The sequence below is a fragment of the Streptomyces sp. NPDC003035 genome (assembly GCF_042888285.1).
Lineage (GTDB): Bacteria > Actinomycetota > Actinomycetes > Streptomycetales > Streptomycetaceae > Streptomyces.
In genome coordinates, this window is record NZ_JBIAPJ010000011.1 from 1 (window position 1) to 22,438 (window position 22,438).

General features: G+C 72.0%; 19 protein-coding genes and 1 pseudogene. 14 read left to right on the plus strand and 6 right to left on the minus strand.

What is annotated here, in order from left to right; all coding sequences use genetic code 11:
* The first annotated feature begins 221 nt into the window (after positions 1–221).
* Complete coding sequence (locus ACFYV5_RS30210) at positions 222–1,637, plus strand: LCP family protein (protein ID WP_389173592.1); 1,416 nt, start codon at positions 222–224, stop codon at positions 1,635–1,637.
* Here ACFYV5_RS30210 and ACFYV5_RS30215 read toward each other — a convergent pair.
* Positions 1,549–2,157 carry a GNAT family N-acetyltransferase gene (locus ACFYV5_RS30215; protein ID WP_389173594.1) on the minus strand — a complete coding sequence of 203 codons (609 nt, stop codon included), beginning with the start codon at positions 2,155–2,157 and terminating at the stop codon, positions 1,549–1,551. The genes ACFYV5_RS30210 and ACFYV5_RS30215 overlap by 89 nt on opposite strands.
* A gap of 108 nt (positions 2,158–2,265) precedes the next feature.
* On the opposite strand from ACFYV5_RS30215, the gene ACFYV5_RS30220 reads away from it, so the two are divergent.
* The gene (locus ACFYV5_RS30220; protein WP_355112718.1) at positions 2,266–3,363 is read left to right on the plus strand and encodes an ionic transporter y4hA; all 1,098 of its coding nucleotides are present in this window, start codon (positions 2,266–2,268) and stop codon (positions 3,361–3,363) included.
* On the opposite strand, the gene ACFYV5_RS30225 is transcribed toward ACFYV5_RS30220, so the two are convergent.
* Positions 3,353–5,743: a penicillin acylase family protein gene (locus ACFYV5_RS30225; protein WP_389173998.1), complete on the minus strand. Its 2,391-nt coding sequence runs from the start codon at positions 5,741–5,743 to the stop codon at positions 3,353–3,355. The two genes, ACFYV5_RS30220 and ACFYV5_RS30225, sit on opposite strands and share 11 nt — an antisense overlap.
* A 154-nt stretch (positions 5,744–5,897) precedes the next feature.
* Here ACFYV5_RS30225 and ACFYV5_RS30230 point away from each other — a divergent pair, with 154 nt between their 5' ends.
* Positions 5,898–7,406, plus strand: a complete 1,509-nt coding sequence (locus tag ACFYV5_RS30230) for a fatty acyl-CoA synthetase (protein ID WP_355112720.1) — start codon at positions 5,898–5,900, stop codon at positions 7,404–7,406.
* Between the two features lie 51 nt (positions 7,407–7,457).
* On the opposite strand, the gene paaK is transcribed toward ACFYV5_RS30230, so the two are convergent.
* Positions 7,458–8,750 carry a phenylacetate--CoA ligase PaaK gene (gene paaK / locus ACFYV5_RS30235; protein WP_389173596.1) on the minus strand — a complete coding sequence of 431 codons (1,293 nt, stop codon included), beginning with the start codon at positions 8,748–8,750 and terminating at the stop codon, positions 7,458–7,460.
* A 313-nt stretch (positions 8,751–9,063) separates the two neighbouring features.
* On the opposite strand from paaK, the gene ACFYV5_RS30240 reads away from it, so the two are divergent.
* The 6 genes and pseudogenes from ACFYV5_RS30240 to ACFYV5_RS30265 all read left to right on the plus strand — a co-directional run bounded on the left by ACFYV5_RS30240 (position 9,064) and on the right by ACFYV5_RS30265 (position 14,740).
* Entirely contained in the window at positions 9,064–10,491 is a 1,428-nt protein-coding gene (locus ACFYV5_RS30240; RefSeq protein ID WP_355112723.1) for a family 2B encapsulin nanocompartment shell protein, read from the plus strand.
* 105 nt (positions 10,492–10,596) lie between these two features.
* Complete coding sequence (locus ACFYV5_RS30245; protein ID WP_389173599.1) at positions 10,597–11,454, plus strand: geranyl diphosphate 2-C-methyltransferase; 858 nt, start codon at positions 10,597–10,599, stop codon at positions 11,452–11,454.
* 298 nt (positions 11,455–11,752) lie between these two features.
* A pseudogene (locus ACFYV5_RS30250) lies at positions 11,753–11,866 on the plus strand (type III polyketide synthase); the annotation flags it as partial.
* Between the two features lie 200 nt (positions 11,867–12,066).
* Entirely contained in the window at positions 12,067–13,290 is a 1,224-nt protein-coding gene (locus tag ACFYV5_RS30255; protein ID WP_389173601.1) for a cytochrome P450, read from the plus strand.
* A 16-nt stretch (positions 13,291–13,306) separates the two neighbouring features.
* Complete coding sequence (locus ACFYV5_RS30260) at positions 13,307–13,843, plus strand: cupin domain-containing protein (protein ID WP_355112728.1); 537 nt, start codon at positions 13,307–13,309, stop codon at positions 13,841–13,843.
* Positions 13,844–13,942: 99 nt separating this feature from the next.
* Positions 13,943–14,740, plus strand: a complete 798-nt coding sequence (locus ACFYV5_RS30265) for a GNAT family N-acetyltransferase (RefSeq protein WP_389173604.1) — start codon at positions 13,943–13,945, stop codon at positions 14,738–14,740.
* Positions 14,741–14,744: 4 nt separating this feature from the next.
* On the opposite strand, the gene ACFYV5_RS30270 is transcribed toward ACFYV5_RS30265, so the two are convergent.
* Positions 14,745–15,404 (minus strand): TetR/AcrR family transcriptional regulator, encoded by a 660-nt coding sequence (locus tag ACFYV5_RS30270; RefSeq protein WP_389173606.1) that lies wholly within the window; start codon positions 15,402–15,404, stop codon positions 14,745–14,747.
* Positions 15,405–15,494: 90 nt separating this feature from the next.
* On the opposite strand from ACFYV5_RS30270, the gene ACFYV5_RS30275 reads away from it, so the two are divergent.
* From ACFYV5_RS30275 to ACFYV5_RS30285, 3 genes are all read left to right on the plus strand, one after another.
* Complete coding sequence (locus ACFYV5_RS30275) at positions 15,495–15,908, plus strand: nuclear transport factor 2 family protein (RefSeq protein ID WP_389173608.1); 414 nt, start codon at positions 15,495–15,497, stop codon at positions 15,906–15,908.
* A gap of 5 nt (positions 15,909–15,913) precedes the next feature.
* Complete coding sequence (locus ACFYV5_RS30280; protein WP_355112735.1) at positions 15,914–16,399, plus strand: anthrone oxygenase family protein; 486 nt, start codon at positions 15,914–15,916, stop codon at positions 16,397–16,399.
* Positions 16,400–16,678: 279 nt separating this feature from the next.
* A complete protein-coding gene (locus ACFYV5_RS30285; protein WP_389173611.1) occupies positions 16,679–17,656 on the plus strand; it encodes a MerR family transcriptional regulator in 978 nt (325 codons plus the stop codon).
* Between the two features lie 285 nt (positions 17,657–17,941).
* Here the strand turns inward: ACFYV5_RS30285 and ACFYV5_RS30290 are convergent, their stop codons facing one another.
* Positions 17,942–18,988, minus strand: a complete 1,047-nt coding sequence (locus ACFYV5_RS30290; RefSeq protein ID WP_389173613.1) for a GlxA family transcriptional regulator — start codon at positions 18,986–18,988, stop codon at positions 17,942–17,944.
* 135 nt (positions 18,989–19,123) lie between these two features.
* On the opposite strand from ACFYV5_RS30290, the gene ACFYV5_RS30295 reads away from it, so the two are divergent.
* Entirely contained in the window at positions 19,124–19,933 is an 810-nt protein-coding gene (locus ACFYV5_RS30295) for a dienelactone hydrolase family protein (protein WP_389173615.1), read from the plus strand.
* A 58-nt stretch (positions 19,934–19,991) separates the two neighbouring features.
* Here the strand turns inward: ACFYV5_RS30295 and ACFYV5_RS30300 are convergent, their stop codons facing one another.
* A complete protein-coding gene (locus ACFYV5_RS30300) occupies positions 19,992–20,795 on the minus strand; it encodes a pentapeptide repeat-containing protein (RefSeq protein ID WP_355112744.1) in 804 nt (267 codons plus the stop codon).
* 101 nt (positions 20,796–20,896) lie between these two features.
* Between ACFYV5_RS30300 and ACFYV5_RS30305 the strand changes: the two genes are divergently transcribed.
* Positions 20,897–22,417, plus strand: a complete 1,521-nt coding sequence (locus tag ACFYV5_RS30305) for an alpha/beta fold hydrolase (protein ID WP_389173618.1) — start codon at positions 20,897–20,899, stop codon at positions 22,415–22,417.
* The last annotated feature ends 21 nt before the right edge of the window (positions 22,418–22,438 follow it).

Below are 22,438 nucleotides of genomic sequence, written 5' to 3' on the forward strand. Positions count from 1 at the left end.
CGCCAACGCTCCGCGTTGTCTCCCTCCTCCGCCTTGCGATCCACGGCACCAGACCCCGCTCCCTGATCCGGCCTGATCGACAAGACACCCCCTAGCCCGCCCCCGCGAGTCGCGCCAACCGGGTAGTCCTCGCGCCGGTCGGTCGTGTGCGCGACGGGGGCCGGAACGAGTCCCTGTACCGTCACGATCCGGAGCTCTGGCACTCTTCCCGAGGATGCGCGTTGCGTCGAATCACCGTTGCTCTCACGTTGCTGGCGACCCTCGCCGGTGGCACCTTCGCGGGCTCGCGGGCGGTCTCCGACGCGCAGAAGTCGCTCGGCGGCGGCCCGGACGGCCGTGGCACCACCCTTCTCGTCGTCGGCATCGACAGCCGCGCGGGGCTTTCCGCCGCCGAGAAAGAGCGTCTCCACGCGGGAGGGAAGGGCTGCAACTGCACGGACGTGATGATGCTCGTCCATCTCTCCGCGGACGAGCGGCGGGCCAGTATCGTCTCCATCCCCCGGGATTCCTACGTCCAGTACGCCGCCGACCCGGCGACGACCGCCGCTGCCGGGCCGGCCCGCTTCGGAAAGATCAACGGGGCGTACGCGCGCGGGGCGGGCCCCCTGACCGTACGAACCGTCGAGCACGTCACCGGCCTGCGCGTCGACCACTACGTGGAGACCGGGTTCACCGGCTTCGAACAGGCCGTCGACGACCTCGGCGGGGCGACCGTCTGCACGGACAAGCCTCTGAAGGACAAGGGCTCCGGACTCGACCTGCCGGCCGGCACCCACCGCGCCGACGGAAACGGCGCGCTGCGCTACGTCCGGGCCCGGCACCTCACACCGCCCGGAGACCTCGGCCGGGTCCGTCGCCAGCAACGCCTGGTGAACGACCTGCTGGCCCGACTCAGAGCCGAAGGTGCCCTGTCGGGCCCGGCCGACACGGCGCGCACGGTGCGGACCCTGCTGCGGTCCGTCCGCACCGACGACCGCACGAAATGGCACGACCTGGTCCGGGTCGGCTGGGCGCTCGGCCGGCTCCGGCCGGAGGACATCGAGCTCGCCACGGTCCCGATCCGGCTCTTCGACCACCGTGTGCCCGGAGTGGGTTCCACCCTGGTGTGGGACGAGGCCCGCTCCGCGGCTCTGTGGAACGCGCTGCGGGCGGACCGCCCCCTCACGGGGGACCCGCGCATCCAGCCCGTTCCGGAGACCCCGGTCACGATCAACCCGGCCTTCATCGCGGTTCGCGTGGACGAGCCGACGGTCGCCGATGCCTTGCGCCGTAACGGATTCGCCGTCACCGACACCTCGCACTCCGCGCCGGTCGTACGTCCCGAGGGCCCGCCCGTCATCAGGCATGCCCCCGGCCGGGAGGCGGAAGCGGCCACTCTCGCGGCGGCCCTGCCCGCCGCCCGCATCGAGCCCGTCGCCCACCACGACAGGTTCATCGATGTAGCCGTCGGCACTCGACCCGTCGAGGTCAGGACCGTCACCTACGACCGCAACACGGCCGAAGGTGCCCCCGTGACCGGCGACACCCTCCGCTGCCCCGACGTGGCTGCTACGAGTCCGTGGGACGGCGCGGTGCGCGCCACATCGCCCACAGCTCCGGCCCGTTCCCCGGAAGGCGCAGCTTCTCGCGCACGGTGAAGCCGAAGTGCTCGTAGAAGGGCAGGTTGGACGGTTTGGAGGACTCCAGGTAGGCGGGCATGCCCGCCGCGTCGGCCTTCGCCAGCCCCGAGCGCAGCAGAGCGGCCCCGTGCCCCTGGCCCTGGGTGGCAGGGTCGGCGCCGATCACCGCGAGGTACCAGTGCGGCTGCCGGGGCGTGTGCCGGGCGGCGTTCTCGACGGCCTCCCCGAACAGGGGAGCCCGGTCGCCGAGGATCGTCCGCAGCTCCTGGACGGTCTCCTCGTCCGGAACGGCCTTGGCCTGCGCCTCCGGCGGCACCCAGAAGGCGGCCGCGGCCTCGGTGCGCTCGCACACCGCGTGGTGCACGTACTGCCGGGTGAAGAGCGTGCTGAAGTACCGTTCCAGGCCCGCCTCGCGCGAGGCGTCGTCGGGGAAGAACCAGCGCATCATCGGGTCGTCGCCGAAGGCGCGGGTCAGCGTGCGACCGACCAGCGGCGCGTCGTCGATCGTCGCCGTCCTCGGAGTGTTCGATATCGACATAGGGCCCATTCTGCTCCTCGATGATCTTGCGCGGTGAGGCGGGGTGGGGAGCCGGTGGCAACCCCCGCAAGTCCGGCGAATGCCCCCTTATATGGCAGGATGCAGGGCATGAGTTCGAGTACGGCGGGTCTGGCACGGCAGTGGACGACGTGGGGACCGGTCGTGGCGGCCGTCGCCCTCGGGCTCGCGTGGGGACGCGATCTGCCCGGGTTCGCCGTCGGACTCATCGCGGTCTGTCTCATCGCGGCGGTGCTCGCCGCCGTCCACCACGCCGAGGTCGTCGCCCACCGCGTGGGCGAGCCCTTCGGCTCGCTCGTCCTCGCCGTCGCCGTCACGGTCATCGAGGTCGGACTGATCGTCACCCTGATGGCGGGCGGCGGCGACAAGGCCTCCACCTACGCCCGCGACACCGTCTTCGCGGCCGTCATGATCACCTGCAACGGGATCGTCGGTCTCTCCCTGGTCATGGGCGCCCTGCGCAACCGCGTCGCCGTCTTCAACGCCGAGGGCTCGGGAGGCGCGCTCGCCACGGTCTGCACGCTCGCGACCATGACCCTGGTCCTGCCCACCTTCACGACGAGCCGGCCCGGCCCCGAGTTCTCCGGCGCGCAGCTCGTCTTCGCCGCCGTCGCCTCCCTCTGTCTGTACGGGGTGTTCGTCGCCGTCCAGACCTTCCGGCACCGCGACTACTTCCTGCCCGTGGCGCGCGAGGGCCAGGAGTCCGAGGAGGACCACGCCGATCCGCCGACCGACCGGCAGACCTGGGCGAGTCTCGGCCTTCTCGTCCTGGCGCTCGTCGCCGTCGTGGGCCTGGCCAAGCTCGTCTCGCCGACCATCGAGGACGGTGTCGAGTCCGCGGGTCTGCCGAAGGCCGTCGTCGGCGTGATCATCGCGCTGATGGTGCTGCTCCCCGAGACCCTCGCCGCCGTGCGCGCCGCGCGCCGGGACCGGATGCAGACCAGCCTCAACCTGGCCTACGGCTCCGCGATCGCCAGCATCGGCCTGACGATCCCGGCGATCGCGCTCGCGTCGATCTGGCTGTCCGGTCCCCTGGTGCTGGGTGTCGGGCCCGTCCACATGGTCCTGCTGGTGCTCACCGCCGCGGTGAGCGCCCTGACCGTGGTGCCCGGACGGGCCACGCTCCTCCAGGGCGGCGTGCACCTCTCGATCTTCGCCGCCTTCGTGTTCCTGTCGTTCAGTCCCTGACGCGCACCACCCTCAGCTGCGGCGACCGCAGGATGTCCTTCTCGCAGAAGCGTGACGTCACCCAGCGCTCGCCCGCGTACAGCTCGGTCTGGTCGCTGTAGTGCGGCGACCGGGAGTTCGAGGACTGGGAGTACGTCAGGAGCGTGCGGGCCACCGGGCAGCCGCTGCCGTCCCAGCCCACCGCCTGGACATGGCTCGTCCCGTGCGCCACCTCCGTGTAGCCGCCGCCGGCCGGGTTCCACACGGGCTCGGTCTTGTTCCAGATGCCCAGCGATTCCGTGCCGCCGCTGACCGGGATGCGTGCCCCGTTCCGTACGACGAACTGGTGCGCGCCGAGTGGCGCGTCCAGCGGGATGCCGGCCGCCCGCAGTTCGGCCACCGCGTCCGTCAGCGCCTTGGCGAAGCCGGGCGAGGCGGTGTTCAGGGTGTTCGGCGTGCGGACCGGGTCGGCGGCCGAGAACGGCACCTTCCACTGTTCGGCGAGCGGGACGGCCCCGACGAACTTCCGCCAGAACCGGTCGAACAGCAGCGCGCCCCTGCTGTCCGTGTTCACCGTACGGTCCCAGGCGCCGATGACCCGACAGGCCTCCGGGTCACCGGGCAGCACGGTCGTGCACGCTGTCGCCGCGTCGGCCGCGGCCAGATCGCCGGCCGGGGCCCGGTTGGCGAACTGCTGCTTCTGGAGGTCGGCGACCGTCAGCCGGCCGCGCTCCGCCATCGCCGCGACATCCTCGATCCCGCCGCGGGTACGCAGCGAGCGCGGGGTGGCGATCGTGCCGAAGACCCGCTCGTAGCCGGTCAGCGGCCGGTCCGCGTTGGTCAGCCAGGCGCTGTCGTTGGAGTTCCCGACGTACGGGGCGTTGCGCAGTACCGGCATCTTCGACGGTCCGAAGACGCCGGGCTGGACCGCGTCCGGGTCCGATCCGAGCGCGCAGTCGGTCCGTGAACCGTCCAGGACGGCCACCCCCGAGGCCGGGTACGTCGCCCGGCCCAGCGGAGTGGAGCAGCGCTGTGCGAGGTCGTCGGTGATCCGGGGGAGTACCTGCGACTGAGTGAAGAGGGAGTTTCCGGCCGCGTCGGCCGCGATGGTGTTCACCCAGGGCAGGCCCTGGACGCGGCGCAGGGTGTCGAGGATGTCCGCCGTCGAGCGGGACCGGGCGAAGCCGAGCGCGGTGTCGGAGCCGCGCATGTTGGTGGCGTTCGGGTCGTTGAGCGCGTACGCCGTCGTGGCGGTCCAGGGCAGCGGCAACTGCGCCCCGAGCCCGGTGACGACAGGGCCGTACCGGGTCCACCACTGCGTACGGGTGACGGGCGCGCCGTCCTTCACCGGCACGGTGACGGTTCGCCGTGTCATCTTCTCCGGCTTCCCGTCGACCAGATAGGCGGTCGGGTCGGCCGGGTCGAGCGTGAGCTGGTGAAGATTGAGAGTGACACCGGTCGCGACCGTGTGGCTCCAGGCGACCTTGTCGTTGAAGCCGATGTTGACGACGGTCGTCCCGAGCAGCGAGCCGCCGGAGACGTTCAGCTCGCCGGGAATCGTTTGCTGCGACTGCCAGAACCGGCGGCCGCCCTGCCACGGGTAGTGCGGATTGCCGAGCAGCAGCCCGCGTCCGTTCGCCGTCGTACTGCCCTGGAACGCGACGGCGTTGGAACCCATGGTGGCGTTCTCGGCCGCGAACAGTTCGCGGGCCGCCTCGGCCGTACGAGCGGGGTCGGGGGCCGTGGTCGTGGTCGCCGCCGAGGGCGAGGCGGGAGGCTGGGCGGCCGTGATGCCGTCGATGCCGCGTCCCTGACCGCCGAGCACGGAGACCGCGAACCCGCGCCGGGCGACGTCGAGTGGGGTCACCGGCCGGACCCAGGCGGCATCCTCGCAGGCGGGGTCGGTGATCCGGTTCTGCTTCAGCCAGGCGTTGTAGCCGGCCGCCCAGCCCCGCATCAGCTCCTTGAGCCGGGCGCTGGGACCGGCCGGGGCGGGGGTGCGCAGCAGGCTCTCGACCGTGCCCGCCTCCCGTACCCCACGGAAGTACAGATCGCTGGAGAGGTTCCTGGTGGCGGAGGACAGCGAGCCGTCCGGCGCACCGTCGGGACCGAACCAGCGGGAGCGCTCGCCGTTCACGGTCACGAAGCCGTCGGCGAGCGTGCATATCTGGTCGGCGGCCTGGGCCCAGCCGGTGCCGAAGCCCAGGTTCGCGTAGTCCTTGGCGACGATGTGCGGGATGCCGTACTCGGTGTACCGGATGACCGCCGACAGGCCCCGGTCCGACGGGCGGTGGTGGCGTTCGCCGGAGTCGGCGACGGCCGCGGCGGGCAGCGACGCCGTGACGGTGGCGAGGGCCGCGCCGGCGAGCACGAGGTGCCTCAGGCGGGTGCGGAAGTGCAACGTGCCTCCCAACAGAGGGGTGGTGATTGCGGGTTGGACCATGCACGCAGCTGAGCGCTTGCTTTGTCAACATGCCGTTCGGTATCCGAGGTCCGACGCCATGCGGGCGTCCCGGTACTTGACCCGCCCCTCCGGGCGCACCGAGGATCCAGCCATGGAACGACTCCTCACCCGGACCGTCGACGGCGTCCTGCGCATGAGCGCGCAGCGCACCCCCGAGCGGATCGCCGTACGGTACGCCGACCGCTCCTGGACCTACGCGGAGCTGGACGCGGCCGTGACCACCGCGGCCGCCGTGCTGCGGGAGCGGTACGGGCTGGAGGAGCGCGCCCGCGTCGCGACCTACGGGCACAACTCCGACGCCTATCTGATCGCCTTCCTCGCCTGCTCGCGCGCGGACCTGATCCATGTCCCGGTCAACCACCACCTCACCGGCGACGACCTCGACTACATCCTGCGCCAGTCCGGCAGTTCACTCGTCCTCGCCGACCCCGCGCCGGCCGGCCGCGTCCCCGCCGACCTGCCCGTACGGGCCCTGCGGGACACCGACGACTCGTTCCTCGCGGCCCTCGCCGAGCCGGACACGTACGACACCGACCGTGACGCCCGCGAGTACGTCCAGCTGCTCTACACCTCCGGGACGACCGCGCTGCCCAAGGGCGCCAGGATGACCCACCGCGCCCTCGTCCACGAGTACGCCAGCGCCATCGAGGCGCTCGACCTGCACGAGGACGACAAGCCGGTCCACTCGCTGCCGCTCTACCACTCGGCGCAGATGCACGTCTTCCTGCTGCCGTACCTCGCGGTCGGCGCGGAGAACACCATCGTCGACGGCCCCGATCCGAAGGTGCTCTTCGACCTGATCGAGGCGGGCCGCGCCGACAGCCTCTTCGCGCCGCCGACCGTCTGGATCGGTCTGTCCCACCACCCCGAGTTCGCCGGACGCGACCTCTCCGGGCTGCGCAAGGCGTACTACGGCGCCTCGATCATGCCGGTGCCCGTCCTGGAACGGCTGCGCGGCCGGCTGCCCGGCCTTCGCTTCTACAACTGCTTCGGGCAGAGTGAGATCGGCCCGCTCGCCACCGTCCTCGGCCCCGACGAGCACGAGGGCCGGATGGAGTCCTGCGGAAAGCCGGTCCGCTTCGTCGAGGCCAAGGTCGTCGACGAGCACGGCGAGGAGGTCCCGGACGGCACCCCGGGCGAGATCGTCTACCGCTCACCGCAGCTGTGCGACGGCTACTGGGACAAGCCGGACGAGACGCGGGAGGCCTTCCGGGGTGGATGGTTCCGCTCCGGCGATCTCGCGGTGCGTGACGCGGAGGGCTACTACACGGTCGTGGACCGGGTGAAGGACGTCATCAACTCCGGGGGAGTGCTGGTCGCCTCCCGCCAGGTCGAGGACGCTCTCTACACCCATCCGGGCGTCGCCGAGGTCGCCGTCGTCGGTCTGCCCGACGAGCGCTGGATCGAGGCGGTCACCGCCGTCGTCGTCCCCAAGACCGAGGTCACCGAGGACGAACTCCTCGCCCACGCCCGCGAGAGGCTCGCTCACTTCAAGGCTCCGAAGAAGGTCCTGTTCGTCGACGAACTGCCGCGCAACGCCAGCGGGAAGATCCTGAAGCGGGAGCTGCGCGACCGATTCGCCGCCGCTCAGGACTCCTGAGCTTGCGGGTCAGGACTCCTGCCCGCAGGTCAGGACGCCTGAGTCCGCCGCTCAGGACTCCCGATCCCGCAGGTCCACGATCCGCTTGATCTTGCCCACCGACCGCTCCAGCGTCTCGGGGTCGACCACCTCGACCCCGACCGAGACACCGATCCCGTCCTTGACCGACCGCGCGATCCGCCGCGCCGCCTCGGCGCGCTGCTCGGGTGTCGCCCCCGGCCGCGCCTCGGCCCGTACTGTCATCGCGTCCAGCCGTCCCTCGCGCGTCAGCCGCAGCTGGAAGTGCGGGGCCACGCCGGGCGTGCGCAGCACGATCTCCTCGATCTGGGTGGGGAAGAGGTTCACCCCGCGCAGGATGACCATGTCGTCACTGCGTCCGGTGACCTTCTCCATCCGCCGGAACACCCGCGCCGTGCCCGGCAGCAGCCGCGTCAGGTCCCGGGTGCGGTAGCGGACGACGGGCATGGCCTCCTTGGTGAGCGAGGTGAAGACCAGCTCGCCCTCCTCACCGTCCGGCAGCACCTCGCCCGTGAACGGGTCCACGATCTCTGGGTAGAAGTGGTCCTCCCAGATGTGCAGGCCGTCCTTCGTCTCGACGCACTCCTGCGCGACGCCCGGTCCCATGACCTCGGAGAGCCCGTAGATGTCGACGGCGTCGAGAGCGCACCGCTCCTCGATCTCCCGCCGCATCGCCTCCGTCCACGGCTCGGCGCCGAAGACGCCGACCTCGAGCGAGGTGGACCGCGGATCGATGCCCTGGCGTTCGAACTCGTCGAGCAGGGTGAGCATGTACGAGGGCGTCACCATGATGATCTCGGGCCGGAAGTCCTGGATCAGCTGGACCTGGCGGGCCGTCATGCCGCCGGAGGCCGGGATGACCGTGCAGCCGAGCCGTTCGGCGCCGTAGTGCGCGCCGAGGCCGCCCGTGAAGAGGCCGTAGCCGTAGGCCACATGGACCTTGTGACCGGGGCGGGCGCCGGCCGCGCGGAGGGAGCGGGCGACGACGTCGGCCCAGGTGTCCAGGTCGCGCTGGGTGTAGCCGACGACCGTCGGCCGGCCGGTGGTGCCGCTGGAGGCGTGGATGCGCCGGATCTGGGACTGGTCGACGGCGAACATGCCGAAGGGGTAGTGGTCCCGCAGATCGGTCTTGGCGGTGAACGGGAAGAGGGCGAGGTCGGCGAGCGAGCGACAGTCCTCGGGACGGATCCCCGCCCTGTCGAAGGACTGCCGGTAGAAGGCCACGTTCTCGTACGCGTGGCGCAGGGTGGCCCGCAGGCGCTCCAGCTGGAGCGCCTCCAGCTCCGCGCGTCCGAGCCGTTCGCCGCTGTCCCGCAGATCCGCCATGTGCCGTCCACTCCCGTCCGAACGCCCTGAAGCCCTGAGCGCCTGAGCCCTGAAGCTCTGACATACGCCTACCGATCATTCGGTAGATCCTTACCGCACCCAGTCAATCCGGTCGCACCCGGCCCGTGGCAAGAGGGCGGCGCCGATTTTTCGCGCTCGGCCGGACGGCGGAGCGCGCACGGCGCTCGAAGGGCGCCCCCCGCCGCCGGGCGCTCCGGCACGGAACGGCACCTGCATATGACATCGGCAACAATGCGTTACACCTGTGTGCGGAGAGTGACGAAAGCCGAAAGTCCACGAACGGAGTCAGCCCATGTCGGTCGACACAGCGCCGGCGACACCCGCGCCCGCCCCCACCGCCGAGGTACACCAGATCCAGCTCAGCCTCAGCACCGCGGCGGCGCGCAACCTCGCGACCACCACCAAGTCCGAACCCCAGATGCAGGGCATCAGCTCCCGCTGGCTGATGCGCAAGCTGCCCTGGGTCCACACGCCCGGCGGAACGTACCGCGTCAACCGTCGCCTGTCGTACGTGGTCGGCGACGGCCGGGTGACCTTCATCAAGAACGGCTCCAAGGTCCAGGTCATCCCGGCCGAGCTGGCCGAGCTGCCCCTGCTGCGCGGCTTCGACGACCCGACCGCGCTCGGCGCGCTCGCCGACCGGTTCGTACAGAAGGAGTACGAGCCCGGCCAGGTCATCGTGCACTCCGGCAAGAAGGCCGACCACGTCTATCTGATCGCCCACGGCAAGGTCGAGAAGATCGGCACCGGCAAGTACGGCGACGAGACCCTGCTCGGTCGGCTCGGCGACGGCGACACCTTCGGCGGTCAGGTCCTCGCCGGGGACGGCAAGTGGGAGTTCACGGCCAAGGCGACGACCGCCGTCACGATCCTGGCCCTGCCACAGACGGCGTACAAGGCCGTCGCGGACCAGTACGAGAACCTGCGTGCCCATGTCCAGGGCCTCGGGTCCAACGGCCACCGCCGGCCCACCAACAAGGCGGGCGAGGCGGCCATCGAGCTGAGCGCGGGCCACGTCGGCGAGGCCGTGCTGCCGGGCGCCTTCGCGGACTACGAACTCAAGCCGCGCGAGTACGAGCTGAGTGTCGCCCAGACCGTCCTGAAGGTGCACAGCCGGGTCGCCGACCTCTACAACCAGCCGATGAACCAGACGCAGCAGCAGTTGCGCCTGACCATCCAGGAGCTGCGCGAACGGCAGGAGTACGAGCTGGTCAACAACCCGGAGTTCGGGCTGCTCAACAACACGGACTACGACCAGCGCATCCAGACCCACTCGGGCCCGCCCACTCCGGACGACCTCGACGACCTGCTGAGCATGCGCCGCGGCACGCAGTACTTCTTCGCCCACCCCCGGGCCATCGCCGCCTTCGGCAAGGAGTGCAACAAGCGGGGGCTGATGCTCGGTTCCGTCGACGTGGACGGGCATGCCATCCCGGCCTGGCGCGGGGTCCCGATCCTGCCCTGCGGCAAGATCGGCGTCAGCGAGCACCAGACCTCTTCGATCATCGCGATGCGGACCGGCGAGAACAACGAGGGCGTCATCGGCCTGCACCAGACCGGGATCCCGGACGAGATCGAGCCCGGCCTCAACTGCCGTTTCATGGGGATCGACGACAAGGCGATCATCTCCTACCTCGTCTCCACCTACTACTCCGCCGCCGTCCTCGTCCCGGACGCCATCGGCATCCTGGAGAACGTCGAGGTGCGTCCGCGTGCGTGACCGCCGCCCCCGGGCGGGCCGGGGGCCGCACCGCGGAGTGGCCTCCCACCACCCCCCGCCCCCCTCTGTCCCCCCACAAGAACCACCAGGTAAGGAATCCCGCGCATGACCACGTCCACGCAATCCGCCGTGCTGCGTACGCCCTATCAGGAGTCCGTGGCCCGCTACTGGAACACCAACCAGCAGGACCCGGTGAACCTGCGGCTCGGCGAGATCGACGGGCTCTACCACCACCACTACGGCATCGGCGACTACGACCCCGCCGTCCTCGCCGGCCCCGAGGACACGCGCGACGCGCGGATCATCCAGGAGCTGCACCGCCTGGAGACCGCCCAGGCCGACCTGCTCCTCGACCACCTGGGCAGGCGGACGCCCGACGACCATCTCCTCGACGCGGGCTCGGGCCGCGGCGGCACCAGCATCATGGCCGAGCAGCGCTTCGGGTGCCGGGTCGACGGCGTCTCGATCTCCGAGTACCAGGTCGGCTTCGCCAACGCGCAGGCCGAGAAGCGCGGGGTGGCCGACCGGGTGAAGTTCCACTTCCGGAACATGCTGGACACCGGCTTCGCCACCGGTTCGCGCCAGGCCATCTGGACCAACGAGACCACGATGTACGTGGACCTCTTCGAGCTCTTCGACGAGTTCTCCCGGCTCCTGGAGCACGGCGGCCGCTACGTCTGCATCACCGGCTGCTCCAACGACGTGACCGGCCTGCGCTCCAAGGCCGTCAGCCGCATCGACGAGCACTACACCTGCAACATCCACCCGCGCAGCGCGTACTTCCGCGCGCTCGCCGAGAACAACCTCGTCCCCATCGAGGTCGTCGACCTGACGGCGGCGACGATTCCGTACTGGGAGCTGCGGGCCAAGTGCTCGGTGGCGACCGGCATTGAGGACCCCTTCCTCACGGCGTACAAGGAAGGCAGCTTCCACTACCTGATGATCGTCGCTGATCGCGTCTGACCCTCTCGGCGGCGGTCCGGAGCCCCGGGTGGACGCCCGGGGTTTCCACTCCGCACCCCGCCCAGCACCATGGTTGCCTTAAGATCACACAATTGAGTGTGTTTGATCGTCTCGTCGGAAGTTCTTTGGACGAACCGGGAATTGGACAGTCATGCCTGTCCTGTGCCGTCCCGCCGTCCCCGAGCACGACATCACCCAGGAGCCCATCGAGGGCACGCCGGCCCACCCCGGATTCGAGGCGCGCAACGCCCTGTACGAATCCGGGGCCGAGGCGCGCGTGCCGGCCGTCGTCGAACAGGCGCTTGTGGTGCGCGGCACGGGCGGCGTCGGCGTACGACTGGAGGGCAGCGGCTCCCACCTGGTGCCCGACAGCGAGGACCGGATCGCCTACGAGGTGCGCGAGACCGGCTTCCCGGGCGGCCCCGCACCCGGCTCGACCGGCATCGTCACCGGCTTCGGCCCCGGCACCACCGCCGAGGCCCCCCTCGGTCGCTGGACGGGCGAGAGCCCCGTCGAGGAGATCCCGGAGATCCGCCGCGAGGCGGTCCCTCTCGACCCGCCCGTCACCACTCCCACGCCCTCCCCCCACCTCGCACCCGTGAAAGTCGCCTCATGACCACCACCGCCACCCCCCAGTCCGCCGACACCCCCCGCGTCCACTTCTGGGCCGTGCCCGACCTGACCGGCCTCGACTTCGACCCGCTCCTCGCCAAGCTGCTCCACGAGGACCCCGTCACCCGGGTCCGGCTGCCCCATGGCGAAGGCCACGCCTGGCTGGTGACCCGGTACGAGGACGTCAAGTTCGTCTCCGTCGACCCGCGCTTCAGCCGTCAGGCCGTCTGGGGACGCCAGGTCACCCGCCTCGCCCCGCACTTCATCCCGATGGACGGCGCCGTCGGCTTCGCCGATCCGCCCGACCACACCCGGATGCGACGCGTGGTGGCCCGTGCCTTCAGCGCCCGCGCCCTGCGGTCCCTGCGCGACCACGCCCAGGCCACCATGGACCGGCTCCTCGACGCCGTGGAGGAGCAGGGCGCCCCCGCCGATCTGATGGCGATGGTCAACCGGCCCTTCCCGCTCGCCATGGTCAGTGAGCTGATGGGCGTACCGGAGAGCGACCAGCCGCTGATGGCCGGATGGTCCGACACGATCATCTCCGCCGGGGCCGGCCGCGAGGCCAGCGAGCGGGCCAAGGCCGACATGGGCCAGTACTTCACCGAGCTCATCGACCGCAGCCACGGCACGGGGCGGGAGACCCTCGCCGCCGTACTCGCCGACGCCGTCGACGACGCCACGCTGGAGCAGCACGAGGCCGTCGGGCTCGCGGTCCTGATCCAGATCGGCGGCGCGCACGCCGTGCGCAACAACAGCGCCAACATGGTCTACGCCCTCCTCACCCACCCCGACCACCTCGCCCGCCTGCGCGCCGAACCCGACCTGCTGCCCCAGGCCGTCGACGAGCTGCTGCGCTACATCCCGCACCGCAACGCGGTGGGCCTGTCCAGGATCGCCCTGGAGGACGTCGAGGTCGGCGGCGTCCTCATCCCGGCGGGCGACCCGGTCTACGTCTCGTACCTGACCGCCAACCGGGACCCTGACGTCTTCCCGGACCCGGAACGGCTCGACTTCGACCGCGACTACAACCCGCATGTCGCCTTCGGCCACGGACCGCACTACTGCCCGGGGTCCCAACTGGCGCGCATCGAGTCCGAGATCCTCCTCGACTCCCTCTGGAAGCGGTTCCCCGGGCTGCGGCTCGCCGTGCCCGAGGAAGAGATCCGCTGGCAGCGCGGCGCGCTGATCAGAGGCCCCGAGACCCTGCCGGTGACGTGGTGAGAGGGCGGACGGCACCATGACGACGATCCGCCCGGCCGACGGGCTCGTCGTGCCGCCCGGACACGGAAAGACCCTGACGACGGCGGCCCAGCGGGTGACGTTCAAGGTCACCGGCGAGCACACCCCCACCGCCTCCACCTTCGAGGTCGAGGTCCCGCCCGGATTCGACGTGGGCGCCCACACCCACGGCCACAGCGAGGAGCTCTTCTACCTCCTCGAAGGAGAGCTGGACGTCCTCGCCTTCGAGCCGCTCGTCCGCACCCCCGACCGGTGGCGGGACTGGGAGTCCGCCTCGGGCGAACGGGTCGTACGGGCCACCCCCGGCACCCTCATCCTCGTGCCGCCCGGCTGCCCGCACGCCTTCGCCAACCCGACGGGCGAGCCGGCCCGGATGCTGTTCCAGGCCTCCCCGCCGCCCGACCACGAGCGCTACTTCGAGGAACTGATGGAGATCCTCGGCGCCGGTGGAGACGTCGACCACGCCGCCGTCGAGGCACTCCGCCGCCGCTACGACATCGAACAGCTCACCCCCCTGCGCCACGCCCCCGGGTGACCGCCGGGCCGGACCGCCGGGGCCGGACCGTCGTGTCGGACCGCCGGAGCGCGGAAACCTGTTTGCCGTGCTCCGGCGGCCGGTGCTGGAGTGACCCCCATGGACCACGAAGCGATACGCGACCTGTACGACCGCCGGCTGCGCCTCGGCGCCCGTCCCGACGGGCCCGGCATGCGCGTCGAGCGCGTCGGTCCGGTCGTACGTCAGACCGGCCCGGCGCACGCCTGGAACGGCATCCTCTGGTCCGGCCTCGACGAGAGCGGCGCGGACGTGGACGCGGCCGTCGCCGAGCAGATCCGCCACTTCACCGCGCTCGGCCTGCCCTTCGAGTGGAAGGTCTACGGGCACGACCGCCCGGCCGACCTCGGGGCCAGGCTGCTCGCGGCCGGGTTCACCGCCGAGGACCAGGAGACCCTGATGGTCGCCGAGGCGGCCTCGCTCCTGGCCGCCGTGTCCCTGCCCGAGGGCGTCGAGCTGGTCCGGGTCACCGACGCGGCCGGGGTGAAACGGGTCACCGAGGTCCACGACCGGGCGTTCGGCGGCGACAGCTCCCACATCGGCCGCCAGCTGCTCGACCGGCTGGCCACCGCGCCCGACACCGTCGCCGCCGTCCTCGCCATGGCGGGCGACGAGCCCGTCAGCGCGGCGCGCCTGGAGCTGTACCCCGGTACGGAGTTCGCCGGCCTCTGGGGCGGCGGCACGGTCGAAGCCTGGCGCGGCAAGGGCCTCTACCGGGCCCTGGTCGCCTTCCGTACCCGGATCGCCGTCGAGCGGGGCCACCGTTTCGTACAGGTCGACGCGGCCGACACCAGCCGCCCCATCCTTCAGCGCCTCGGCTTCACGGCCCTCACCACGACGACCCCCTTTGTGTACGTCCCGGAGGGCGCCCAGGTCTGAGCGGCTACGTCGGGTCTGCCCGGTGATGTCCGCGGGGCGCCCGGGGGGCCGCGTCCTCGGGGCCGACACCCAGGAGGGCCAAGGTGGCGGCCCGTAGCCATGTGGCCGCCTCTTCCACGGACATACGGTCGGCCCCGGCCTCGTCGCCTGCCGCATGGCCGAGCGCGATGACCGCGGCAGCCAGCCAGGTGGCGGGGGGCGCGGGGTCGAACTCCCCCGACGCCTGGCCCTTCTCGATCAGCCGGGTGAGCCGGGCCGCGACGGGCTCGTGCCGAGCCTGGTCGGCGGCGGCGCCGGCAGCGGTGCTCGGGAGCTGGAGGAGCACCGGATTGCCTGCGAACTGCCGCCAGCCGATGTCCTGGAGCAGCAACAGCTGGTCCAGGGCGGGACCGCCGCTCTCTTCCGCCTCGTCCATCGCGGCCATGGCCTGGTCCGTGAGCCGGTCGACGACGGCGTCCAGCAGCGCGTCACGGGTGCCGAAGTGCGCGTACACGGTCTGGCGGGTCACGCCGGCCGCGGCCGCGATGGCGGCCATTCCCGCATCGGGCCGCTCGGCCAGGAGCCGGACCGCGGCCTCCAGCACCGCGACCCTGCTGCGCTCGGCGTCCGCGCGGCGGCGTGGGCGCCCCCGCGACGGCTCGCCCGGGGTTTCGACAGCAGACAACTCTTACACCCTTGTCAGAAATAGATCTTCGCTATATCTTACAGCGACGTAAGAGTTTGCTGCGAGGCGCAGCCCTGGCATGGCAGGAGCATGGTGATCCCTCTCCACGCGCAACCTCCCCGGCGGTTCATCGCCGACTTCTTCACGACCTTCACCGAGGCCGTGGTCCACGGCTCGGAAGACCCCTCCGACCTCATGTCCAGGTTCTACACCCGCGACGTCGTCCAGGTCGCCGACGGCATACCGCTCGACTGGGACCGCCTCGTCGCTCACCTCGGCCCGGTGCGCAAGAACCTGCGGGAGTTCCGGTTCGAGGTGGACGAGGCGCTCGCGGACGGCTGCCGGATCGCGACCCGCTTCACGATCCACGCCCGGATGCGCAAGGCCGGACCGGTGTCCACGCGCGTCCACATGTTCGCGGAGTTCACCCCCGACGGCCTGCTGCGACGAGCCGAGCAGCTCACGCGGTCCGTCACCCCCGCCGAATCCGGGGCGGGGGAGTGATCCGCATGCGCGTCCGTCTCGTCCAGGGCCTCGCCCTGCTGTCCACCGGCGCCCTCGCCGGGGCCTTCGGCTACGGAGCGGCCAACCTCGTCCCGACGTTCAACGCCGTGCCGCTCGAGATGAGGCTGTCCTTCCACGCCCAGCTGATGCAGATGAACGGCATCACCATGCAAGGCGCCATGGCCCTGTCGGCGCTCAGCGCGCTCGCGCTCGCCGCCATGACGCGCGGCACCTCCCGGCTCCTGGCCGCGGGGGCCGGGCTCCTCGCCGTCGCGTCCTTCCTGATCACCCGTCTCGGCAACGTCCCCATCAACGGCCGCATCAAGCAGTGGGCGGTCACCTCGGCACCCCCCGATCACGCCGAGATCCTGGCCCGCTGGGAGGCGTTCAACTACGCCCGCACGGCAGCCGCGTTCGCCGCCTTTGCGCTGCTGATCTTTCTCGCCCTGCGCCGAGGCGACTCCACTCGGGAGCCGGACGTCACCCTCTAGGGACACCGAGCCGCGAGCGCTGCCCGCACCGCGCGGAGCGCGGGACGGACACGGGGTCCGGCCGGCGCTGACCCCGCCCCGGCCGCGAGCGACGGCCGGCTGCCGGGCCTTCCTGGCCGCTGCGGCCGCAACGTCCGACGACGCTGTCACCCCGCCTTCGCGGGGAAACCGGCTCCACCCGGCACGGGGCTCTCACCCGATCCTTGGGCCTGACCACTTCGCCCCTTGACCCGTCCCCCAAGGTCCGGGTTTAGCGTTCTGGACGACGAGGAGGTGCACATGCGTGCAGGTGAAGCGGCCGCAGCAGCCGGCGTGACGGTCAAGGCGCTGCGCTACTACGAGGACTGCGGACTGCTCAGCCCCGGCCGTAGGACCAACGGCTACCGCGACTACACCGCGCAGGACGTCCGGCTGGCAGAGGAGATCCGCAGCCTTGGGGCGCTCGGCCTCACCCCCAAGGAGACGGGGCCATTTCTCGCGTGCCTGCGCGCGGGACACGACACGGGCGACCACTGCGTGGAGTCCCTGGCCGCCTACCAGCAGAAGATCGACGCCCTGGACCTTCTCGTCGCCCGGCTGACCCACAGCCGGGAACAGCTGATCCGCCGCCGAGACGCGGCGGCCCGGAGAGGCTTCCCCTCTTCCACCGAGCCGACGAAGGAATCACGCGCGATGCTGCCCACAGCCGACCCCCTGCCCGCCGGCCTGCCGACCCCCGTGGACGACGGGGCCGCCGACCACCTGCCGGGCCGTACGCTCCCCGCCCTGTCGTTCAGCGGCACGGACGGCAGCCATGTCCGCCTCGACGCGGTCTCCGACGGCCGCTGGGTGCTCTTCCTCTACCCGCTCACCGGAGACCCGGCCGCCGACATCCCCGAAGGCTGGAACGAGATCCCGGGCGCCCGGGGCTGCAGCCAGGAGGCCTGCAACTTCCGCGACAACCTCGACGCCCTACGGGCCGAAGGCGTCGACCGCGTCCTTGCCCTGTCCTCGGACCGAGCGGACTACCAGCAGGCGCTCGTGGACCGCCTGCACCTGCCGTACCCGATGCTTTCCGACCCCCGGCTCACACTCGCGGACGAGCTGAAGCTCCCGACGTTCGAGGCCAACGGCCAGACGCTCTACCGGCGCCTCACCCTCGTGCTGCGCGGCACCACGATCGAGCACGTCTTCTACCCGGTCTTTCCGCCGGACACCCACGCCGACGAGGTGGCGCAGTGGTTCCGGGAGCATCGCGACGTCTCACCGATGCGATGAAAGGCCACCGTCCCGCCCCACAGCCGCGCCGGCTTGCCCGCACCAAGCCGCGCGCGGAGTTGCGGTTGCCCGAACATCTCGGCGAGGCCGAACGGCAGAACTGGATCGCGCGCCTCGGCCGGGAGGCGCGCGCCGCGGCGAGGCTGAAGCATCCGGGGATCATCACCGTGCACGACCGGATATCCGGGCCGGACGGACGGCCGTGGATCGTCATGGAGCTGGTCTCCGCATGGACATCACCCCCGCGCACAGAACCCAGGAACTGGTCACGACATCACACACGCCCTAGACGTCGCCGTCCGTGACGGATGTCCGGTCCGTGCGGCGGAAGGCGGCCCGGTAGGTGTTCGGCCTCTGGCCGGTGTGGCGGGCGAAGAGGGCGGCGAAGGTGCCGGGGTCCTGGTAGCCGACGGCCGCGGCGACGGCGGCGACGGTGCGGTCGGTGGTCTCCAGAAGATGGCGGGCACGGCGGACCCGGGAGGCCTGCAGATGGGCCAGCGGACTGCGCCCGGTCTCTGCGGCGAAGCGGCGCAGCAGCGTGCGAGTGCTGACCCGGAAGGCGTCCGCGAGCGCGGCGAGGTCGTACCGCTCGGCGAGGTTCTGATCGAGCCGCCGCATGACGCGTTGGGAGAACTCCCGGCCGGGCTGCGGGAGGAGCCGCGGGTCGACGTACGGGGTCTGGGAGGTCCGCGCGTCGTCGAGGAGCGCCACCCGGGCGGTAGCCCGGGCCACCCGGGCGCCGTCGTGGCGGCGGATCAGGTCCAGAGCGAAGTCGTACATGGCGCTGAAGGCGGCTGTGGTCGTCACCCCTGTGTCGGTGACGACCAGGTGCTCGGGCCGCACATCGGCGTCCGGGCAGCGCCTGGCCAGTTCGCCGGCGTGCAGCCAGGACGTGGTGGCCCGGCGCCCGTCGAGGAGCCCCGCCTCGGCGAGCAGAAACGCGCCGACGCAGAGGGAGACGACGGCGGTGCCGGCGGCGGCCTGCCCGCGGATCGCCGCGATCTCGGGGGCGAGCCGGGCGAGCCGCGCGTCGAGGTCCGTGCCCGGGCGCAGTTCGAAGCCGGGGACCACGAGGGCGTCGACCTCGCGCAAGGGACGCACGTCCAGGCTCGCGCCGCCCGAGGCGGTGACCCCGCGGCGGGGTGAGACGACCGTCACCCGGTAGCCGGGCGTGTCCGGTCCGGCGACGTGCCCGGCCATCGTCAACAGGTCGGGGACGCCGAACACTTCGGACGCGAAGCAGCCTGGGTACGCCAGGACCCCGACCCGCAGCGCACCCGGCCCCGCGCCCGGGCCCACACCGTCCTCCGTCTGCCATGTCGCCCGCGCCATCGCTCCCGTACCCCCTGGGTCTCCGCCCCGTCTCGCCGACCGCGTGCCGCCCGCCCCTCACGTGTGGCGAGTTTACCCCTGGCCTTGGCGATCCCGCCCCTCACCGCGCGGGCGTATCCGGACCAGGCTGGCCCCATGAGCGACGACGACCCGATCAGCGACTTCATCCGCCGGAGCATGACCGTGAAGGGGGTGGAGAAGACGGTGTACGTGGCAGGGTCCGGCCCCGCGGTCGTGGTGCTGCCCGAGATGCCGGGCATCAGTCCCGATGTCCTGCGGCTCGCGCGCTGGGTGCGGGACGCGGGCTTCACCGTCCATGTGCCGTCCCTGTTCGGGACGGACGGCGCCTTCCCCACCGTCGAGGGCGGCCGGGAGGTCGTCCGCCGCGCCTGTGTCAGCGCGGAGTTCCGCGCCTTCGCCGGGGGCGGCACCAGTCCGGTGACGGTCTGGCTGCGGGGCCTGGCGCGCCAGGCCCACACCGCGTGCGGTGGGCCCGGGGTGGGCGCGATCGGCCTGTGCTTCACCGGCAACTTCGCCCTCACCATGGCCCTGGAGCCGGCGGTGATCGCCCCGGTGGTCAACCACCCGTCGCTGCCGCTCGACGACCCCGGCGGACTCGAACTCGACGAGGCGGACGCGCGCGCGGTGCGGGACCGGCTCGACCGCGACGGACTCACCGTTCTCGCCTACCGCTTCGAGGGCGACCGCTGGTGCACGGGGCAGCGCTTCGCCGCCTACCGCGCGCTGCTCGGCGACGCGTTCGACGGGCGCGTCCTCCCGGCCGGCGCCGCCAACCCGGCCCCGCCGCCCTTCTTCGCCGACCTGGTCGGCACCCCACACAGCGTGGTCACCGCCCATCTCGTGGACGAGGCCGGCCACCCCACGGTCCAGGCCCGCGACGAGATAATCGCCTTCCTCACCGAGCGCCTGTGTCCGGGCGGCTGAATATCCACAGGTGCATTGCCTGACCTGTCGGACAGGCTCCAGGGATCCGTCCGGGCGCCTACCGCGCCCAGTGGGCCGGACGCTCGAAGCCCTCCGGGAGACGGGTCGAGGCGTCGCCGCGGGCCGCGTTCAGCTGGGGCTGGGTGAGGAACAGCGCGCCGGTGAGGTCCGCGCCGGACAGATCGGCGTCGCGGAGGTCGGCGCCGATCACGTCGGCCAGGGACAGATCGGCGCCCGTCAGGTCGGCCGCGATCAGCAGCGCGCCCCGCAGGTCCGCGCCCCGCAGCTTCGCCCCGCGCAGCCGGGCCCCGATCAGATCGGCGCCCCGACGGCTCTTGGGCTTGCCGCCCGCCGTGGCCCGCACCAGGTCGCTCGCCTTGAGGAGCAGCGGGTGGACCTCGCCCCGGACGGCGGCCACGTTCAGCTTCTCCAGCTCCTCCGCCGTGCCCTGCGTCAGGCCCTCCAGCCGGGCGACGGCCCGGCGCAGCTCGCCGTGGAGCGCAGGAGGCACGGGCAGGGCGAGGGCCTGGGTGAGGTGGAGCAGCATGCCGTGGAGCTGGCGCATCACGGCGAACACCTCGTACATCTGCCCCGAGGTCTCCGGCGCCTCGCGCCAGGACACGCCGCCGAAGGTGACCTGCGAGACCTGCTGGCCGGCGCCGAAGCAGTCGTACACCGTGCAGCCCGAGAAACCGCTCGGCCGCAGCGCGGTGTGGATGCCGCAGCGGAAGTCCTCCCGAAGGTTCCGGCAGGGCTCGCCGGGGGCCTTGTTCACGGCGAAGTCCGCCGACTTCGCGAACGGGAGGGCGACGCAGCACAGCCCGAAGCAGTTCGCGCAGTCGCCTCGGAGGGTCTCGGGCATGGTGGTGCTGTTCCTTCGTCGCAGGGGAGAGGAGCCCACCGTATCGCGCCCTCGGCGAAACCGGTTGCGGAGATCATCCGGGTCCGCCGAGGATCGGCGCCATGCCCACGTTCACGACGTACGACGGAACCGAACTCGCCTATGACGTACGAGGGGAGGGGGAGCCGCTCGTCTGCCTGCCCGGCGGCCCCATGCGCGACGCCGCCTATCTCGGCGACCTCGGAGGGCTCCCCGCGCACCGCACGCTGATCGTGCTCGACCTCCGCGGCACCGGCGCGAGCGCGGAGCCCGCCGACCCCGCTTCGTACCGCTGCGACCGGCAGGTGGCGGACGTCGAGGCGCTGCGGCTCCACCTCGGTCTGGAGCGGATCGATGTGCTCGGCCACTCCGGATCCGGAAACCTGGCCATGCTGTACGCCGCCGCGTACCCGCGGCGGGTGAGCTCCCTCGTCCTGGTCACCCCCGGCGTGCAGGCCGTGGGCATCGACGTCACGGACGAGGAGTGGGACAAGGCCGTGGAGGTGTTCGCGGACCGGCCCTGGTACCCGCGGGCGCGGGCCGCGCTGGCGACGATCGGCCCCGACACCCCGATGCCTGAGGTCATGGAGATCATCAGTCCCTTCGCGTACGGGCGTTGGGACGAGACCGCGCAGGCCCACGCCGCCGCCGCCGAGCACGAGGTCAACTGGGGGGCGGCCACGGCCTACTACGCGCCCGGCGCTTTCGACCCGCCGGCGACCCGGGCCGCCCTCGCCGCCCTGACCGCGCCGGTCCTGATCCTGGCCGGAGAGTGCGACGGCGCGCCGACCCCCGCGCGTGTGGCCGAGCTGGCGGAGGTCTTCCCGCACGCCGAGACGGCCGTTCTGCGCGGCGCGGGGCACTTCCCGTGGGTCGACGACGCGGGCGCCTTCGTCCGCGCGGTCGCCGCCTTCCTCGACCCGGCGGTCCGCACGGTCCGCGTGGGCGGGGTCCGTCTCGCGTACCGGGTGTGGGGCGAGGCCGACGCCCCGCCCGTGGTCCTGGTCCACGGCCGCGGCGGGAACAGCGCCGACTGGGCGCGGGTCGCCGAGGAACTGGCCACCGACCGGCGGGTGTACGCCGTGGACCTGCGCGGGCACGGCCTCAGCGACTGGACGGGCCCGTACGGGTTCGATGCCTTCCGCGACGAGCTGCGCGGCTTCCTGAAGGAGCTGGACCTCGTCGGCGCCGATGTGGTCGCCCACTCGATGGGCGGCGCCGCGGCCTCCCTCCTGGCCATGGACGAGCCGGGCCTGATCGGCCGGCTGGTCCTGGAGGAGGCGCCCGTCTTCTTCCCGCTCGATCCGCCGCGCGGCCTCGCCGCGCGCCCCGAGGGGCCCCTCGGTCTGGACTGGGAGGTCGTGCTCGCGACCGACGCCCAGCTGAACGAGCCGGACCCCGCCTGGCGCGAGGAGGTGGCGGCGATCACCGCTCCGACCCTGATCCTGGCCGGTGGGCAGGAGAGCCACATCGCCCAGGAGCAGCTGTCCTGGATGGCGGACCGGCTGCCCGAGGGCCGCCTCGTCACGATCGAGGCGGGGCACGAGATCCACGCGTCCCGGCCGGCGGAGTTCCTCAGCGCCCTGCGGGAGTTCGGGATCTAGGACCCCGCGGAGAACCCGCCC

What these genes read in the sequence shown, in the direction of transcription:
- ACFYV5_RS30295 (WP_389173615.1), top strand. Translation starts at nt 19,124, where the DNA reads ATGAGCGACGACGACCCGATCAGCGACTTCATCCGCCGGAGCATGACC.
- ACFYV5_RS30300 (WP_355112744.1), bottom strand. Translation starts at nt 20,795, where the DNA reads ATGCCCGAGACCCTCCGAGGCGACTGCGCGAACTGCTTCGGGCTGTGC.
- ACFYV5_RS30255 (WP_389173601.1), top strand. Translation starts at nt 12,067, where the DNA reads ATGACCACCACCGCCACCCCCCAGTCCGCCGACACCCCCCGCGTCCAC.
- ACFYV5_RS30285 (WP_389173611.1), top strand. Translation starts at nt 16,679, where the DNA reads ATGCGTGCAGGTGAAGCGGCCGCAGCAGCCGGCGTGACGGTCAAGGCG.
- ACFYV5_RS30280 (WP_355112735.1), top strand. Translation starts at nt 15,914, where the DNA reads ATGCGCGTCCGTCTCGTCCAGGGCCTCGCCCTGCTGTCCACCGGCGCC.
- ACFYV5_RS30230 (WP_355112720.1), top strand. Translation starts at nt 5,898, where the DNA reads ATGGAACGACTCCTCACCCGGACCGTCGACGGCGTCCTGCGCATGAGC.
- paaK (WP_389173596.1), bottom strand. Translation starts at nt 8,750, where the DNA reads ATGGCGGATCTGCGGGACAGCGGCGAACGGCTCGGACGCGCGGAGCTG.
- ACFYV5_RS30265 (WP_389173604.1), top strand. Translation starts at nt 13,943, where the DNA reads ATGGACCACGAAGCGATACGCGACCTGTACGACCGCCGGCTGCGCCTC.
- ACFYV5_RS30240 (WP_355112723.1), top strand. Translation starts at nt 9,064, where the DNA reads ATGTCGGTCGACACAGCGCCGGCGACACCCGCGCCCGCCCCCACCGCC.
- ACFYV5_RS30290 (WP_389173613.1), bottom strand. Translation starts at nt 18,988, where the DNA reads ATGGCGCGGGCGACATGGCAGACGGAGGACGGTGTGGGCCCGGGCGCG.
- ACFYV5_RS30260 (WP_355112728.1), top strand. Translation starts at nt 13,307, where the DNA reads ATGACGACGATCCGCCCGGCCGACGGGCTCGTCGTGCCGCCCGGACAC.
- ACFYV5_RS30245 (WP_389173599.1), top strand. Translation starts at nt 10,597, where the DNA reads ATGACCACGTCCACGCAATCCGCCGTGCTGCGTACGCCCTATCAGGAG.
- ACFYV5_RS30305 (WP_389173618.1), top strand. Translation starts at nt 20,897, where the DNA reads ATGCCCACGTTCACGACGTACGACGGAACCGAACTCGCCTATGACGTA.
- ACFYV5_RS30275 (WP_389173608.1), top strand. Translation starts at nt 15,495, where the DNA reads ATGGTGATCCCTCTCCACGCGCAACCTCCCCGGCGGTTCATCGCCGAC.
- ACFYV5_RS30215 (WP_389173594.1), bottom strand. Translation starts at nt 2,157, where the DNA reads ATGTCGATATCGAACACTCCGAGGACGGCGACGATCGACGACGCGCCG.
- ACFYV5_RS30220 (WP_355112718.1), top strand. Translation starts at nt 2,266, where the DNA reads ATGAGTTCGAGTACGGCGGGTCTGGCACGGCAGTGGACGACGTGGGGA.